12 protein-coding genes and 1 rRNA gene are annotated in these 16078 nt (G+C 38.8%); 1 reads left to right on the forward strand and 12 read right to left on the reverse strand.

The window, feature by feature from the left end; all coding sequences use genetic code 11:
- Positions 1 to 59: 59 nt before the first annotated feature.
- The 6 genes from I6E69_RS08870 to I6E69_RS08895 form a co-directional block, all read right to left on the reverse strand.
- Positions 60 to 2741 carry a DUF349 domain-containing protein gene (locus tag I6E69_RS08870; RefSeq protein ID WP_197121070.1) on the reverse strand — a complete coding sequence of 894 codons (2682 nt, stop codon included), beginning with the start codon at positions 2739 to 2741 and terminating at the stop codon, positions 60 to 62.
- Positions 2731 to 3012: a YeaC family protein gene (locus tag I6E69_RS08875; RefSeq protein WP_007378333.1), complete on the reverse strand. Its 282-nt coding sequence runs from the start codon at positions 3010 to 3012 to the stop codon at positions 2731 to 2733. The genes I6E69_RS08870 and I6E69_RS08875 overlap by 11 nt, the downstream gene beginning before the upstream one ends.
- A gap of 1 nt (position 3013) precedes the next feature.
- Positions 3014 to 3340 carry a hypothetical protein gene (locus tag I6E69_RS08880; protein WP_002960680.1) on the reverse strand — a complete coding sequence of 109 codons (327 nt, stop codon included), beginning with the start codon at positions 3338 to 3340 and terminating at the stop codon, positions 3014 to 3016.
- A gap of 139 nt (positions 3341 to 3479) precedes the next feature.
- Entirely contained in the window at positions 3480 to 4982 is a 1503-nt protein-coding gene (locus I6E69_RS08885) for a sodium:alanine symporter family protein (RefSeq protein WP_039486316.1), read from the reverse strand.
- A gap of 379 nt (positions 4983 to 5361) precedes the next feature.
- A complete protein-coding gene (locus I6E69_RS08890) occupies positions 5362 to 6489 on the reverse strand; it encodes a M14-type cytosolic carboxypeptidase (RefSeq protein WP_002960683.1) in 1128 nt (375 codons plus the stop codon).
- Positions 6490 to 6672: 183 nt separating this feature from the next.
- Positions 6673 to 8115 (reverse strand): glyceraldehyde-3-phosphate dehydrogenase, encoded by a 1443-nt coding sequence (locus I6E69_RS08895; protein ID WP_002960684.1) that lies wholly within the window; start codon positions 8113 to 8115, stop codon positions 6673 to 6675.
- Positions 8116 to 8289: 174 nt separating this feature from the next.
- Here I6E69_RS08895 and I6E69_RS08900 point away from each other — a divergent pair, with 174 nt between their 5' ends.
- Positions 8290 to 9090, forward strand: coding sequence for a DUF2989 domain-containing protein (locus tag I6E69_RS08900; protein ID WP_197121071.1), 801 nt, complete (start codon positions 8290 to 8292; stop codon positions 9088 to 9090).
- A gap of 239 nt (positions 9091 to 9329) precedes the next feature.
- On the opposite strand, the gene ihfA is transcribed toward I6E69_RS08900, so the two are convergent.
- The 6 genes from ihfA to rrf all read right to left on the reverse strand — a co-directional run bounded on the left by ihfA (position 9330) and on the right by rrf (position 15887).
- On the reverse strand, positions 9330 to 9629 hold the full coding sequence (gene ihfA / locus I6E69_RS08905) for an integration host factor subunit alpha (RefSeq protein ID WP_002960690.1): 300 nt from the start codon (positions 9627 to 9629) through the stop codon (positions 9330 to 9332).
- Between the two features lie 2 nt (positions 9630 to 9631).
- Complete coding sequence (pheT, locus tag I6E69_RS08910; RefSeq protein ID WP_002960691.1) at positions 9632 to 12019, reverse strand: phenylalanine--tRNA ligase subunit beta; 2388 nt, start codon at positions 12017 to 12019, stop codon at positions 9632 to 9634.
- 15 nt (positions 12020 to 12034) lie between these two features.
- Complete coding sequence (gene pheS / locus I6E69_RS08915) at positions 12035 to 13015, reverse strand: phenylalanine--tRNA ligase subunit alpha (RefSeq protein WP_039486289.1); 981 nt, start codon at positions 13013 to 13015, stop codon at positions 12035 to 12037.
- A 344-nt stretch (positions 13016 to 13359) separates the two neighbouring features.
- A complete protein-coding gene (hda, locus tag I6E69_RS08920) occupies positions 13360 to 14070 on the reverse strand; it encodes a DnaA regulatory inactivator Hda (protein ID WP_002960693.1) in 711 nt (236 codons plus the stop codon).
- Entirely contained in the window at positions 14070 to 15125 is a 1056-nt protein-coding gene (locus I6E69_RS08925; RefSeq protein ID WP_197121072.1) for a DUF2066 domain-containing protein, read from the reverse strand. The genes hda and I6E69_RS08925 overlap by 1 nt, the downstream gene beginning before the upstream one ends.
- Before the next feature lie 647 nt (positions 15126 to 15772).
- Positions 15773 to 15887 (reverse strand): 5S ribosomal RNA (rrf, locus tag I6E69_RS08930).
- Positions 15888 to 16078: the final 191 nt, after the last annotated feature.

Genomic DNA, 16078 nt, shown 5'->3' on the forward strand with positions numbered 1-16078 from the left:
AAAGCCGCTATTAAAGCGGCTTAGTAAAATAGTAACCAGCATAGATTATGCTGGTTTTATTAAGCTGCAAGTGTCGCTTTAAGTCGCGTTAGTGTGTCAGGTTCAACTGAACCGTCACTGAGCGCTAATAACTGTTTTAAATAATAGTTTAAATCAGCATGATCGCCACGATGTTTGTCATCTAGCATGGCTACTTGTTCTGCCATTCTAAGTGACTTATCGGTTGAACTTACGTTCGCTAGTATTTCCATGCGAGTAATAAGTTGCTCTTTACTTAATGTTGTTTTAAGCGGTGCTTGATACTGACTTGGTAACGTTTCATTGTTTTCAAGTGCAGTAATTAATGCATCTAAATTAGCTTGCTCAGATTTACTTGTAAGCAATGCAAGTTTATCGTCAATAGCTGCTAGTAGCTTAGTAACCTTTGGCGCTAACGATCTAAATTGCGTGTACCCTTTCACTTTTGTTTCGAGGTCGTGCAACTGCGCTCTTTGATTAACATCACTAAGTGCTGCTTCAAGCTCAGCAAGTTCTGCAACTGCTTGCTTATCTGACTCGTTTTGCTCGAGTTTTTGCTGCTCAAACTCACTACTACGCTTGGTAAATGTTTCATCGTTATACTGACGAAACTTTTGCCATAACGCATTTTCAGCTTTTAAACCAGCAAAGCCAATGGTTTGCCATTGCTGCTGCATTTGCTTCAACTCTTGGCAAGCAGCGGCTAAATCATCGCTTTGTGATAACTGCTGCGCTTTTTCTACTAACTCATTTTTAAGTGCTGCATTACTTTTATGAAATGCGTTTAATAAAGCCAGTACTTGTTGTTGCTCATTTTTATAACGATCGTTTAGTGTACGGTATGTTTTAGGGTCAACTTTACCCACACTACGCCACGCTTTATTTAAACGATTGTATTGGCTTTCATATTGTTTCCAATCAAAGTCATCCTCAGCAGTTGGCTGTAAATGGAGCGCATGCATGTCGTTAATAATACTTTCACGCTGTGCTTTTGATGCTTCGCGTTGCACTTCTTGCTCTGCGAAGTAACTACGGCAAGGCGCAAATAACAACTCGATTTGTTCATCAAACTGCACACCTTGTTGCTTTTCTTCATCTGTATCTAAACGACCTAACTCATTCCAACGTTTACGTAGCGCTTTTACTTGCTCTGCCCGTTGTTGTGGGTCTGTACACTCTTCGATTACTAATGCACTTACTTCTTCTAATAAAGCTTTACGCTTTGGTGCTGCAGCGTATTTTTGCCAATCTTTCGCATCTGCAAGTTGCGCTTCAAGGTCTGCTTTTATGTTCACAAGTGGCTGCTGATATTGCTCAGTAAGTGTATTAAATAACTCTTCAAAGCCTTTAAATACGCCAAAAGCAACATTAAAACGACCTTCTTCAATTAGGCGCTTAACATCACGCGCTTTGCGCTTTGCTTGGCTTTGGTTTTTTTCAAGTGGCTTAACTAGCTCATTCATTGGTGCTAAAAATTGCTTTTTATGCCCATTTAACTGTGTTTTAAAGGTACTTTGCAGTGCGCCATCTAATATATTCAAATGATTACGCGCTGCTTTAAAGCCATTATTAAATTCAGTTAGAGTTGCATCGTATTGTGCTAAATCCTCTGCTGGCTTAATTTCGCATAATGCTGCAAAAGCGAGTTTGTACTCTTTAATAGCCGTTGTTAGCTCGGGTAACTTAGCAACTTGAGTAAATAGTTTTTCTAACTTGCTTACAGCGAGTTTTGATTGTGCATTATTAGCAAGTTCTGTTTCGCTAATAGCTTGCTTAGCTTGCGCTACTTTTGCATCAAGCCAATCTTGTTGAATTTGCTCTGGAGTTTCAAGACCAAGCTGTAAGGCATTTTCAATTTCTTCACCTAAAGCTTCAAGTGTTGCAAGTGCTAATAATTGACGCTGTTGTTGCGCTAATTGCTGCTGCTCTTTGTCATGTACCGCTTTTAGCTGTTCAATGTGTGCATCTAACTTAGTAGTAATAGAAATGTATTTTTCATCAAGCAGCTTAACACGCTCATCACTTAACCATTTAAGCTCAAGTGCTTGCCACTGGGCCATTAATTCGCCGGCTTGTGAATTTACAACACCAAAATCTGTTTTTTCACGTAAAGCATTTAACTTAGCTAAAATAACACGTGTTGCACTTTCAACCTGAAGTGGCATTTCAATTGCTAAACGCTCATTTTCAATATGCGTTTCAAGTGCTGCTTTTGCATCACCTTTTGCATGTTTTACTAATGGCTTAATTAATTGATGGGTAATAACAAGTTCAACTAACTGAGTTTGTAGCTCTTCGCTACCTTCTTTAAATGCTTTTTCTACTAATTTTGGATTTGCTAAACGTTTTAATAATTTAACGCGTACTTGCAGTTCTTTTTCTGCAAATGCTAACTTTTCGAGTGTTTTAACAGGTGCAAAACGCTCTATGTATTCACTTTTGATTTGCGCTGTTAGTGTACTTTCGCTATTTAAAACAGCATTAGATATTTGCAGCTCTGCTATATCTTTTAATGCTTGATCTTGTTTATACGCTTTCCACCATAGCGGCAAATTGTTTACCTTTTGCAGCGCTTTACGGCGAATTTCAGCTGAGCTATCTTCAAGTGCTAACGTGTTTAATATGGTTGCATCACGTTCAATGTCTAATTTTTCGATAGCATCAAGACGTACTTGTTGCTTTGGGTGTTTCCACTTAGGTGTAAAAAGGTGCTTAAAGATCATGTTCACTAAACCTAGCTATTTCGTTGTCTGATTTGAATTCTTTTTGTAGTTGAGCTTTTGTCTTTTGGATCATTTCACCATTAGCACCAATCGTAAATTGCTCGTTTGATTGAGCCACCTTTGCTTGATACAACATAACCAACTGCACTGTTTGTTGCTTTTGTTCATCTGATAAAACGGTACCGTCTGGCCACTTGCCAGTAGAAGCACCGTATTGTAAGCGTTCGAATAATTCGGGAGTAATATTTTGTACAAGATTATCGATGTTCATGTCATTTTTTCTTTTTTAGAGTCACTAATATAATACGATTTATAAGGTACCAAATACAGCCTATGCCTATTGCGGCAGTGTAAGCATACCATTGAAGTGTTTCTTCTTGCGGTTGTAAAAAGTACAAGCAGAAAAAACCACCTAAAAATAAGATAAGCGCCAAAAAGGAGTGATTTATAAACATCTGCTTTTTTTTAATTCGCTGTTCGCGCTGAAGTTGTAAAACTTGCTCGTCGTTTAGCTCTGCAATGTTGCTTTCGCAATGCGGACATTGCTTATGTTTATCTGAAATTGATTTTGCACATTTTGGGCAACGAATAATCGCCATACTTCTCTCCATACTACGCATAAAAAAAGCGCCTTTCGGCGCCTTTATTGTACTTGTTTTATTTCTCGTTGTCTTTTTTGAATTCAAACCAACAACTGATTTAGGGGCTATAATTTTCTAAGTTGCCCACTAAGTTTAATTACTCAGCGTCTTTTGACTGTTTCTCTAGACGCTTTTCCCAAAACGAGGCGTTTTTAATCCCTAATTTAACTGGATCAAATGTGATTTTTCCGCCTTTTTTCTTCTGATCCTCATAATCGCTCAAACATAACAAAGCTGGCTTAGCTACAAAGAAAATAGCTAAAATACCCAATATGTTAATCCAAGCCATTAAGCCAACGCCAATATCTCCAATAGTCCAGATATAACCTGAATTATTAACCATACCGTATGCAACCATGAACATAATCACAAATTTCACAAGGACAAGCGGGATATTGCCTTTAAAGTAACGATTTAAGTAAGCAATATTTGTCTCTGCAATGAAGTAATAAGCAAGTATTGTGGTAAAGGCAAAGAAGAATAATGCAATACCGACAAATGCTTGTCCAAAGCTGCCAAATACACTAAATAAAGCCATTTGAGTAAAGGCTGCTGAGCCTACTTCAGTGGCTGCATCTACATTTTGTACAATAAACTGTCCTGCTGGTAAGTCACCCACAACATTATATTGCTGCGTTATTAAAATCATTAATGCTGTTGCAGTACATACAAAAATGGTATCAACATAAACCGAAAAAGCTTGTACTAAACCCTGTTGAGCTGGGTGATCAACCTCTGCAGCCGCTGCAGCATGAGGCCCACTACCTTGGCCAGCTTCATTAGAATATATACCACGCTTTACGCCCCAACCAATAGCAGCACCAAAACCAGCCTGCGCAGTAAATGCATCACTAATAATTAAATAGAATATATCAGCTACTTTATCTAAATTTAAAAATACTACGATTAATGCCAGTACTATGTAACCAAGCGCCATAAATGGCACTACTACTTGCGTAAAGTTTGCAATACGCTTTATACCGCCAAAAATAATAAACGCTAAAACAATAAGGATGATTGCTAAAGCGACTAACTTAAAGCTACCTACGTCACCAAAGCTAGTAGTAACCATGTTGCCATTGCCAAACACTTGGGTAAACGCATTACCTACTGCATTTGCTTGCACGCCAGGTAGAAAAACACCACAGGCAATAATCGCCGAAACAGCAAATAAAACAGCTAGCCACTTTTGCCCTAAACAACGGTCAAAATAGTACGCTGGGCCACCACGGTATTGCCCATCTTCTTCTGTTTTATAAATTTGGCCTAAAGTAGACTCTGCGTATGCAGTACTTGCACCTAAAAATGCAACAACCCACATCCAAAAAATTGCGCCTGGTCCACCAAAGCCGATAGCGGCAGCAACACCAGCAATATTACCAACGCCTACTCGTCCAGATAACGATACTGCAAGGGCTTGAAAAGATGAGATACCTTTATCAGACGTGTTAGGACTAAATAATAACTTACACATTTCTTTAAAATGTCTAACTTGAGCAAATCGAGTTAATACTGAATAAAACAAGCCTGCGCCTAGGCATAAATAGATGAGTGCATCACTCCAAACAACATCATTAACAGCACTTACAAAAGCTTCCATGGATATCCTCTATAGTTATATTTATTATTTTTAATTACGAGACTCTGCTTTAGCTACTACGCTACATAAGCTTTACGAAATAAGGTTTTACCTCTCCCGTCCCGACTCATGATTTAATTAATCTTAACTTAAGTAACCTAACTTTGTTAACACTTAATTTTCAAAATATATAATTACACACTTGGCGAAAGGCACTACATCTGTAGTATTTAAATGAAAGTAGATTGATTTGTACCGATACGGTGATGATACGCAGCGAAGAAGCGTTGAAAACGTTTTAAGAATAAAGCTGCTATATGATTATTATTTTTTTATACAAAGGGTTTTATTAAAAGCAAAAAGGGTATCAAAACTATTGATACCCTTTTAGATAAGCGTTTTATCTTAAATCATCAACAACATTAACAATAGCCGCTAATGTATCTTGACCAAATTGATACGAACGACGATCTGACCAGCCGTAATCTGGATCAGGTAAATCGTTGTTGTCTTTAAATGGCATTTCAATTGTGTACGTTAATGCTTTGAATTCTTCAGCCGTAGCTGATGAACCTACCGTAAGGTTAGCTTGACCTGGCTCATCTTTTGGATAGCCATGCTCATCTTGAAACTCTGGTGTAATAGTTAAAAGCGCAGCTTTAAAGCTATCTTCTAAGCCTTTTAAGCGTTCATCGTAACTTGGAATACCTTCACTGCCTGCCACAAAGTTATATGGGATAGCTTCATCGCCGTGTATGTCTAAGTGCATATCTAAGCCAGCTTCGCGCATTTTATTAAGCACTAAGTAAACCTCAGGGCTGTTTTCCATGCTTGGTGTTTGCCATTCACGGTTTAAGTTAACACCTTTAGCGTTAGTACGAAGGTGTCCACGTGCGCTGCCGTCTGGATTCATATTTGGCACAACGTAAAATACTGCTTTTGATAAGAGCGCAGCTGCATGTGGGTCTTCGTCATCAAGAAGTTTGTGCAATAGACCTTCTACATACCACTGCGCCATTGTTTCACCTGGGTGTTGGCGTGCTGTGATCCAAATGGTTTTCTTGTCTTCACTTGGCTCACCAATTTTAAGCACACTCATATCGCGGCCATCGAGTGTTTCACCAAGCGTTATTAATTGGCAAGCGCCTTGGCTTTGTGCCCAAGATAATAAATCTAAATGGCGGTCGTAACTGTATGGCGCAAAGTAAGCAAAATATACACTGCCGCACTCTGGTTCAATTTCAAAGCTTAATGTGCCATTTTCATAGCTTGATGGTACACGAAACCATGTTTGGCGGTCATATGATGCAACGGCTTGATACCCTTCCCAACCATCTGGGTAAGCTGATTTATCAAGCTCATTAATATTTAACTTATGCAATTGGTAAGGTGTTGTTTCAAGGCGAAAGTGAAACCACTGATAAAATTCAGACTGGTGATCTTTATTAATTTCTAATTGAATATTTAAAGGATCGGTGGCTTCAATAACTTTGATATTACCACTGTCGAAATTGCTGCTGATTTTCATGAAAAAACCTTTAGGTTGAATAAGTTTATCTGCTTATTAATTCACAGAACTGACATTATTTTATAAATAGTAAAACGAATGTGCATTTTCTTAATTAAAGCCTATCACAAGGCATACGCTTTAAAAATAATACACGACCAAAAAAGCCAGCAACATGCTGGCTTTTAAGTCACTGCAAATAAATTAGCGAGGTAAGCTTGGGAATGACACTTCGGCCATATCGCGCATACAACGTACTACTTGGCAGCTGTAACCAAACTCATTGTCGTACCATACATATAAAACAATACGGTTATCTTCAACAATTGTTGCTTGTGAATCAACAACACCTGCGTAACGGCTACCTACTAAATCGGTAGATACAATTTCCGTTGATGCAGTGTAATCAATTTGATCACGTAAGTCTGAATGAAGTGCTGTATCGCGTAAAAATGCGTTTAGCTCTTCAACTGATGTGCTTGTTGCTAAGTTAAGATTTAAAATAGCTAGCGACACATTAGGTGTAGGTACGCGGATTGCGTTACCTGTTAACTTGCCTTCAAGCTCTGGTAATGCTTTTGAAACCGCTTTTGCAGCACCTGTTTCAGTAATTACCATATTAAGTGCTGCGGCACGGCCACGGCGCTCTGCTTTGTGGTAGTTATCAATAAGGTTTTGATCGTTCGTGTACGAGTGTACAGTTTCAACATGGCCATTATTGATACCAAACTTATCGTTTAGTGCTTTAAGCGTTGGTGTAATTGCATTGGTTGTACAGCTTGCTGCACAAACAATTTTATCTTCAGGTAAAATATCTTTGTTATTAACACCATATACGATGTTTTTGATATTGCCTTTTGCAGGAGCTGTTAATAATACTTTTGCAGCGCCCTTACACTCTAGATGCTGGCCAAGGCCCGCTTCGTCTTTCCAAATACCTGTGTTATCAACAATTAATGCATTGTCGATACCGTATTGAGTGTAATCAATTTCGCTAGGAGAGTTAGCGTAAATAACTTGAATGTAGCTACCGTTAGCTTTAATTGCATTGCGTTCTTTATCAATCGTGATTGAGCCATTGAATGGACCGTGAATTGAATCACGACGCAGTAAGCTTGCACGCTTTTCAAGATCCCCATCTTTACCACCACGCACAACAATAGCGCGCAAACGTAAATCTGAATATGGACCTGATTTTTCAATTAATAAACGCGCTAATAAACGACCGATACGACCAAAACCATACAATACTACATCGCGTGGCTCTTTCGCTGGTGAGTCTGTTATTTCTGCAAGTTCATCTTTTACAAACTCTTCTACTGAACGACCTTTTGCGGCTTCAGTGAACAAATAACTATATGCAAGCTTACCAATATCAATACGTGCTGAGTTTAATTCCATTTTGCTGATAGCTTCTAAAAATGGGAAGCTTTCGCGCAAACGTAATTTAGTGCCTTCAAACTGAGCAACGGTTTTGTGAGATTTGATAATATCGATAGTACTGGCATTTACGAGAGGACGGCCATATACAGCGATTTCGATACCACGATTACGGTAAAGCTTACCAATGATTGGTTGCATGCTTTCTGCGTAATCTTGGCGCTCTTGCCAACTATTTGTGTATTCTAACTCGTGAGATGAGGTCATTTTATTTACCTAAGTTTATCATTTTGAACGGATAGCCTTTAAAAATGCACTATATTTTGAGAGTAATGCACTTCAGGCAGGGCTATTCTAATTTAAACTGAAGTTATTCTCTACTGTTAGGCGTTAAATGATTGCGTTAGAATAACAAAGTAAATATTCATTTGGGGTTAAGGAATGCTTAAAAAAGCAAGTGTACTATTGGGTTTGCTAACATTGGCAGGGTGTGAAGAGCCGTTAACACTCGCACAAGTGTGCAAAGAAACACCTGGCTTTTGTAGCGACTTAAACAAAGACAGTCACTGCAAGGATGAGCGTTCTGATGTAATTATCAAACGCTACATAGAATACAAAGACCCTACTGATGAAAATAAATACCAATTACTCAAGGACTTTGAATCTTATAACCAATGCATAACTTTGGCCGCTAAAATTGAACATATTAAGTTAAAAGCTAAAAAAACGTCACGTATTGATGGTCAATTAACGAGTATTAAAGAAATGACTCGGTTATATCAAGATACCCAAAATACAAACCACCCAGGTTTGCTCTACTACCAATGGTCACGAAATAACAACCAAAGTGCGTTGACTAAATTATTGGCTATAGAAAACGATAAAAGTGTAACGCAAAGTGCCGAAATGCAATTTTTTTTAGCATCGTACTATATTAAATTTGATGATGAAAAAACCATTGATTTACTTTATAAAACTCTAGAGCTCAATAAAAAAGACAACATACCGAATCCGGAAGTGTATACATCACTTATTAGTCTTTTTTATAAACATGATAAGTTTAAGCACGCATATATATTTTCTAGAGTAGCGCAAATGTCGGGGATTGAAAATATTGATGCATTTGAAATTGAGCAGAAATTAGTCGCAAATGGTAAAAGCTTAGATAGCCTAGATGTACTTGCAGAGCAAACATTTCAGCAAATAATGGCAGGTGATTTTGTATCTCCTCGAGAGTTTTAATTTATAATCGCAAAAATAACCTAATACCAATCTGCTTATGTATGGGGTCTATTTAACGTTAAGAAAATTACGCTAGAACTAGGCAAAAATTTTTGTATCTAGTTGTTCTAGATAAAAATATTTTAACGACGTTATAGTGCTATTTAATTCGTTAAATTGATCAAAGATTTATGCAGGTTGGTATAATTTAATAACTAGGTTATTCAGGCAAATAAAAAGGCAGCTTACGCTGCCTTTTTTTATTTTGCTTTGCTTGTGCCCACTTCTACGCGGGTTTTAAGCTTTTGACCTGGTCGAAAAGTCACCACGCGACGTGCCGAAATAGGAATATCTTCGCCTGTTTTCGGGTTGCGGCCTGGTCTTTCTTTTTTGTCTCGAAGATCAAAGTTACCAAATCCAGAGAGCTTAACCTGCTCGCCTTTTTCTAGCGCTGAGCGGATTTCTTCAAAAAACGCTTCAACTAAATCTTTGGCATCTTTTTTATTGATCCCGAGCTTTTCAAATAGGTGTTCAGCTATGTCGGCTTTAGTAAGCGCCATATCTAGTCCCTCAACGATGCATTAAACTGTTCGGCCAATTCGGCCACCACGTTATCAACTACTAGATTGATATCTTTCTCTTCGAGTGTTCTATCAACCGCTTGCAGTGTTAGAGCAATCGCCAAACTCTTATAATTTGGCTCAATACCTTTGCCCTTATACACATCGAATAAGTTTAGGTCAACCAATTGATTTCCGCCAACTTTTTCGATCACGCTTAAAATGTCGCCAGATTTAACGCTGTCTGCCACTAAAATCGCGATGTCGCGGCGATTTGAAGGGAATTTAGACACCCCTTCGGCTTGCGGTAAATTTCTTTTTTCTATTGCTGACATTTCAATTTCAAAAACAAAAGTTGCGTTGTTGATATCTAACGACTTTTGAGCTTGAGGATGTAAAGCACCAAAAAAACCAACCTTTTTACCATCAACATATATTACTGCTGATTGACCAGGGTGAAGTCCATCTGACTGCTCGGCTTTAATTTCAAAGCGAGTAATGTCATTGGTAATTGCAAGTAAGGCTTCAACATCACCTTTTAAATCGTAAAAATCAACATTACGTTTTTCTTCAACCCAATGCTCGCCATTTACAAGGCCTGTTATAACACCGCCAATAACCGGCACTTGGTAAACACCGTTTTCTGCACTTTCGTCGCTTATAAATTTAAGACCATGTTCGAATAAACGAATACGAGGCTGTTGGCGATTTTGGTTATAAGCTACAGACGCTAATAAACCGGGCATTAAACTTACACGCATTGCTGACATTTCAATTGAAATAGGATGCGGTAATACCATTGCTTTACACTCTGGGTGTAAAATAGCTTGTGCTTTAGGGTCTACAAAGCTGTATGTAATTGCTTCTTGGTAACCACGAGTCACTAACGTATTGCGGAACTTGCTAAGCGCAATAGTTGCTTCGTTATGTGTCGTCATTTTAAGTTTTGCAGTTGGTGCAACATTTGGAATGCTGTTGTAACCGTAAACACGTGCTACTTCTTCAATTAAATCTTCTTCGATGCGAATATCAAAACGGTAGCTTGGTACGTCCGCACTCCAGCTTTCATTTTCTACTTTAACATCAAGGCCTAAACGCGTAAGAATATCTGTTACTTTAGCATCTTCAATATGATGACCAATAACACGGTCTAAACGTGCACGACGAAGACGTACTTCAGTCACTTTTGGTAGTTTATCAGCCGCAACAGCTTCAACTACAGGGCCTGCTTGACCACCTACAATCTCGAGAAGAAGTGCTGTTGCACGTTCCATTGCATCATGTTGCAGAGCAAAATCAACACCGCGTTCATAACGGTGTGAAGCATCAGTGTGCAAACCGTAGCTACGTGCTTGCCCTGCGATTGCAACAGGATTAAAAAATGCGCTTTCAAGTAATATATCAGATGTTTTATCTGTAACACCTGATTGCTCCCCACCAAAAATACCTGCAATTGCAAGTGCTTTATTATGATCGGCTATCACAAGTGTTGTGTCGTTTAATTTAGCGGTATTACCGTCTAATAAAACAAGTTCTTCGCCTGCGTTTGCACTACGAACTTTAATACCACCTTCAATCGCATTTAAATCAAACGCGTGCATTGGGTGACCAAGTTCAAGTAATACATAGTTAGTAACATCAACTACTGGGTCGATTGAACGTACGCCACTACGACGTAATTTTTCAACCATCCAAAGTGGTGTTTCAGCATCAAGGTTAATGCCTTTTATCACACGGCCAAGGTAACGAGGACATGCATCTTCATTAACTAGCTCAATTGATACTTTGTCATCAATTGTTGGCGTAACCGCTGGGATATCTAATACATTTACGTCAATGCTATTTAAAACACCTACTTCACGAGCAAGGCCTTTAATGCCTAAACAATCACCACGATTTGGTGTTAAGTCAACATCAATAATATTGTCATCAAGACCTAGATAGTCACGTAAATCAGTGCCTACTGGTGCATCGCTTGGCAATTCCATAATGCCGTCGCCTTCTTCGCTAATACCTAGCTCAACAAAAGCACATAGCATTCCGTTTGAAGGTTGGCCGCGTAGTTTGGCTTTTTTAATTTTAAAGTCACCAGGAAGTACAGCGCCCACAGTTGCAACAGCAACTTTAATACCTAAACGACAATTTGGTGCACCACACACGATATCAAGTAGCTCATCGCCACCTACGTTAATTTTGGTAACACGCAGTTTATCTGCATCAGGGTGTTGACCACATTCAACAACTTCACCAACAACTACGCCATTAAATTTGGCAGCAGCAGGCTCAACACCATCAACTTCTAGACCAGCCATTGAAAGCTGTTCCGAAAGAGCTTGCGTATCAATAGCAGGATTAACCCACTCTCTTAACCACTTTTCACTAAATTTCATTTTATTGTTTCACTCTTAACGGAACTGGTTCAGGAATTTTAAGTCATTTTCGAAAAATGCACGCAAATCGTTTACGCCATAGCGCAACATTGTTAAACGCTCTACACCCATGCCAAAGGCAAAGCCGGTGTATTTTTCTGGGTCAATACCCACAGACTTAAGTACATTTGGATGTACCATGCCGCAGCCTAGTACTTCTAACCACTTACCGTCTTTACCCATAACATCTACTTCAGCTGAAGGTTCTGTAAACGGGAAGAATGAAGGACGGAAACGAATTTCCATATCTTCTTCAAAGAAGTTACGTAAAAAATCATGCAAAATACCTTTTAACTCAGTAAAGCTAACATCGGTATCAACCATTAAACCTTCAACCTGGTGGAACATAGGTGTATGTGTTTGGTCGTAATCGTTACGGTATACACGTCCAGGTGAAATAATGCGCAGTGGTGGCTGCTCAGTTTCCATAGTACGAATTTGCACGCCACTGGTTTGTGTGCGTAGTACTAATTTAGGATTGAAATAAAAGGTATCGTGATCAGCACGTGCTGGATGATGCTCTGGAATATTTAGCGCATCAAAGTTATGAAAATCGTCTTCGATTTCTGGACCAGATTTAACTTCAAAACCTAACTCACCAAAAAAGCTTTCTATACGCTCAATAGTGCGCGTAACTGGGTGTAAACCGCCGGTAGGCATAACACGTCCTGGCAGAGTTACATCTATAGTTTCAGCAGCTAGCTTTTCTTCAAGTGCTTTACTTGCAAGCAATTCACGTTTTTCGTTAATAGCAACTTGCACATCTTGTTTAGCTTGGTTGATAACTTGGCCTGCTTCTTTACGTTCTTCAGGTGCTATTTTACCTAACGTTTTAAGTAAGCTAGTGATTTCGCCTTTTTTACCAAGGTAATTAACCCTGATATCTTCTAACTGCGCTATTTCACTGGCACTGGCTACCGCCTCAAGTGCTTGCGCTAATATGTTTTCTAAGTTCATTCGATACCTGATCTTTCACAGAAGGTGATTGCTTAAGAGCGTGTTGGCCTTTCAAGATTGCTTTACAACAGTGTGGTTGGCTATTAAATAAGGTTAAGCATTGGGCTGTAGTTTCTACATAAGTCATGCAATAACGCTAAATAAAGACCAAACACGTGTTGTTCGAAGTGTTTATCTTGAAGGCTATTTTCTTTGTTGTTCGGGTTTTGCATATAAAAACTATGCTAATGTCCTCACGACGCGATTAAAGCCCACTTAAGTTAAACAAATTCCAATCAGGAAAGGTAAACACGCTCTGATAATAGCTTATGATAACTGAAAGCAGGGTCTAGATTCTAGACCTACTACAGCTTTAACGTTGATTTTATAAAAGGAATAGTTAATTTTCGCTGTGCAGCCATAGATGCATGATCTAATTTGTCGAGTACATCTAATAAAGCTCGCATATCACGGCTTAAACGGGTTAATAAAAAGCGTGCACACTCATCACTTAATTCAAGGCCGCGCATGTGAGCGCGCTTAACAAGTGCTTGTGCTTTATCGTCATCACTCATAGAACGAATTTGAAAGGTTGTTCCCCACGTTAGACGAGACTCTAAGTCAGGCAGAGATATATTGAGCATGCTAGGAAGTAAATCAGCAGTTACTACTAACATTTTACCGGGTTCGTTAAACCGGTTAAAAAAGTTAAATAGTGCTTTTTCCCACGCATCATTCCCTGCAACTAAATGCACGTCATCAATACATAGAACATCAAGCGCTTCTAAACCGTCTAATACCATAGGTCCAAAGTCAATTACTTCGCGCATAGACAGCAGCATATTAGATAAGCCACGCTCTTGTGCTTTTATGCAGGTTGCATATAAAAGGTGAGACTTGCCCGAATCACCTAAACCACATAGGTATGTATACTGAAACGTTTTTGCTAATTTGGAAAAGCTATCTTTTAGGTGATTAACCTCCAAAGAGTCTTCTCCCCCAAAATATGATGCAAAGGTTTCGTCATCCGGTAAAGTAACCGGTAGTGCCATTTGCATCGGCTCAGACATTAGCATTATGGTGTTACCCATTGATACTCTAAGCTATTTTTATCAACAACATGATAAAATGCGCGTGGATCCTCATAATCTTTAAATGAAGAGTCTAGCCCTAACCCTTTTTTAAGATCACTCAAGTTACCAGTATGGTTTAGTTTAAATTCAACAAATTCCGGTGTTTTACGAACAATTTTGACTTGCGTAACAACACTTAGGCTCAATAATCTTCGTTTCGCTAATTCTATATCAACAAAACTTTGTGTACCCTTTAGCGTGAGCGTAGCAGTTGCTTGTTCATAATAAGCATTTGGATCAATTGCATACTCGCTTGCAAGGCCTCGTGCTAAGGTGTCAATCATCTGGCTAACTATTTGCTGTTTATCACCGGTTAATCGATTTGAATCAAATTGATCATCATTAGTAAAACGCCAGTCTAAAATCCAATTTTCGCTATCTGCTTCTTTATACATTCTAGCTGTAATACTTCGCTCAGCACTGTAGCGTCTAGAGGCCTCTTCTACTGGTTCTGAAAAGTTACCCCACACCTCAGGAATGCCTACTAGACGTCGATCTTGTAAATCAAGTAATGGAACAACAACAGGTAAACCACGACGCCCTGCTTTGTCATAAATTAACTGCTCTAACTGCGGATAACTTTCTTGTGTTACTAATTCTCTGCGCCAATTGTCTTCAATACCTAACCATATTGCGACTAATGGACGTTGTACTCCCCATAAAGGTAAGTTTAACTCTTTGATTAGCGCATTGATCTTTCGAGCTTCAAATTTAACAACGAGTTTCAATTGTCCATTTGCTCTCTCGTCATATTCAAACTTAAGCATATAATCAGAAATATCTTTAGTACGTTGCTGCGCTAATTTATTTTGATCCGCAGTTTCATCACCGCTTACTTTCACTAAAACATTAAGCAAAGCTTTACGACTCGCAGCTAATCGAGTATCTCGTGTTTTGTCATCCACTCTTAAAATATCTTGATATAGATCAGTTACTTCAACTGCCGACACAGAAAAACAAAATAAAATGGATATGGCGCTAATTAATAATCTATACACAGGCTGTTAGTTCTTGGTTTTAAACTGATTTGATCCTAAATCAAAGACAGTAACAAAGCAAAATTAAATTTGCTATCTAAGGAAATGAGAGTAATTAGCTTTTATATAAAATAAAAAAGATTAAATTAACATCAGAAGTCGCTAAGCTCCCCGACCTACGTGATGGGTGTTGATGTGAATGTGTGTTAATTGCGCGCATTTCACTTTTCTGCAGGCGTAAAAAAGCCCGACTATTTTTACTCGGGCTCTCTACAATTTGAAGTCGGTGCGCTACGCAGTAGGATTTCGTAGTGCCTACAGCGGTGGAGAGCCACAGTAAAATGCTACACTATCTTTGTGTCAGGGCAGCCTTCAGTGGATCTCGCTTTGGAGCTGTTTTGTTTCACTACTGAGTTCGGCATGTAAGTTCTATATAGGCTATAGGTTTTTTCTAAACCCCAGAAAGCAGAAACCCGTCACATTGCAGTAACGGGTTTCTTTAATTTGAAGCCTGATAATGTCGTAGTGCCCACAGCGGTAGAGAGCCACAGTGAAATGCTACACTATCTTTGTGTCGCGATATGAGTGTGTGTTAATTGCGCATATTTCACTTTTTTACAGACGTAAAAAAGCCCGACTATTTCTAGTCGGGCTTTCTACAATTTGAAGCCTGGTAATGTCCTACTTTCACATAGCAAATGCTACACTATCATCGGCGCTGTTTCGTTTCACTACTGAGTTCGGCATGGAATCAGGTGGGTCCAAAACGCTATTGTCACCAAGCAAATTAGGGCGTTAATTCGTATTTCTACGCACTAACTGAATTTGGAAAATATCTGATAATATTTTTTAAGTCTTTCTAAGTAATTTCTACTTTAGTTATATTAACTTCTGTCTAAACTGTCGCATAAAACGCGTTTGGCGTTGTATGGTTAAGCCTCACGGGTAATTAGTACAAGTTAGCTTAATGGCTC

Origin of the sequence: Pseudoalteromonas sp. NZS100 (assembly GCF_015864815.1) — a bacterium.
Taxonomy (GTDB): Bacteria; Pseudomonadota; Gammaproteobacteria; order Enterobacterales; family Alteromonadaceae; genus Pseudoalteromonas; species Pseudoalteromonas distincta.

What these genes read in the sequence shown, in the direction of transcription:
- I6E69_RS08890 (WP_002960683.1), bottom strand. Translation starts at nt 6,489, where the DNA reads ATGAAAATCAGCAGCAATTTCGACAGTGGTAATATCAAAGTTATTGAA.
- hda (WP_002960693.1), bottom strand. Translation starts at nt 14,070, where the DNA reads ATGCTAATGTCTGAGCCGATGCAAATGGCACTACCGGTTACTTTACCG.
- ihfA (WP_002960690.1), bottom strand. Translation starts at nt 9,629, where the DNA reads ATGGCGCTTACTAAAGCCGACATAGCTGAACACCTATTTGAAAAGCTC.
- I6E69_RS08870 (WP_197121070.1), bottom strand. Translation starts at nt 2,741, where the DNA reads ATGATCTTTAAGCACCTTTTTACACCTAAGTGGAAACACCCAAAGCAA.
- I6E69_RS08880 (WP_002960680.1), bottom strand. Translation starts at nt 3,340, where the DNA reads ATGGCGATTATTCGTTGCCCAAAATGTGCAAAATCAATTTCAGATAAA.
- I6E69_RS08885 (WP_039486316.1), bottom strand. Translation starts at nt 4,982, where the DNA reads ATGGAAGCTTTTGTAAGTGCTGTTAATGATGTTGTTTGGAGTGATGCA.
- I6E69_RS08900 (WP_197121071.1), top strand. Translation starts at nt 8,290, where the DNA reads ATGCTTAAAAAAGCAAGTGTACTATTGGGTTTGCTAACATTGGCAGGG.
- pheS (WP_039486289.1), bottom strand. Translation starts at nt 13,015, where the DNA reads ATGAACTTAGAAAACATATTAGCGCAAGCACTTGAGGCGGTAGCCAGT.
- I6E69_RS08875 (WP_007378333.1), bottom strand. Translation starts at nt 3,012, where the DNA reads ATGAACATCGATAATCTTGTACAAAATATTACTCCCGAATTATTCGAA.
- pheT (WP_002960691.1), bottom strand. Translation starts at nt 12,019, where the DNA reads ATGAAATTTAGTGAAAAGTGGTTAAGAGAGTGGGTTAATCCTGCTATT.
- I6E69_RS08895 (WP_002960684.1), bottom strand. Translation starts at nt 8,115, where the DNA reads ATGACCTCATCTCACGAGTTAGAATACACAAATAGTTGGCAAGAGCGC.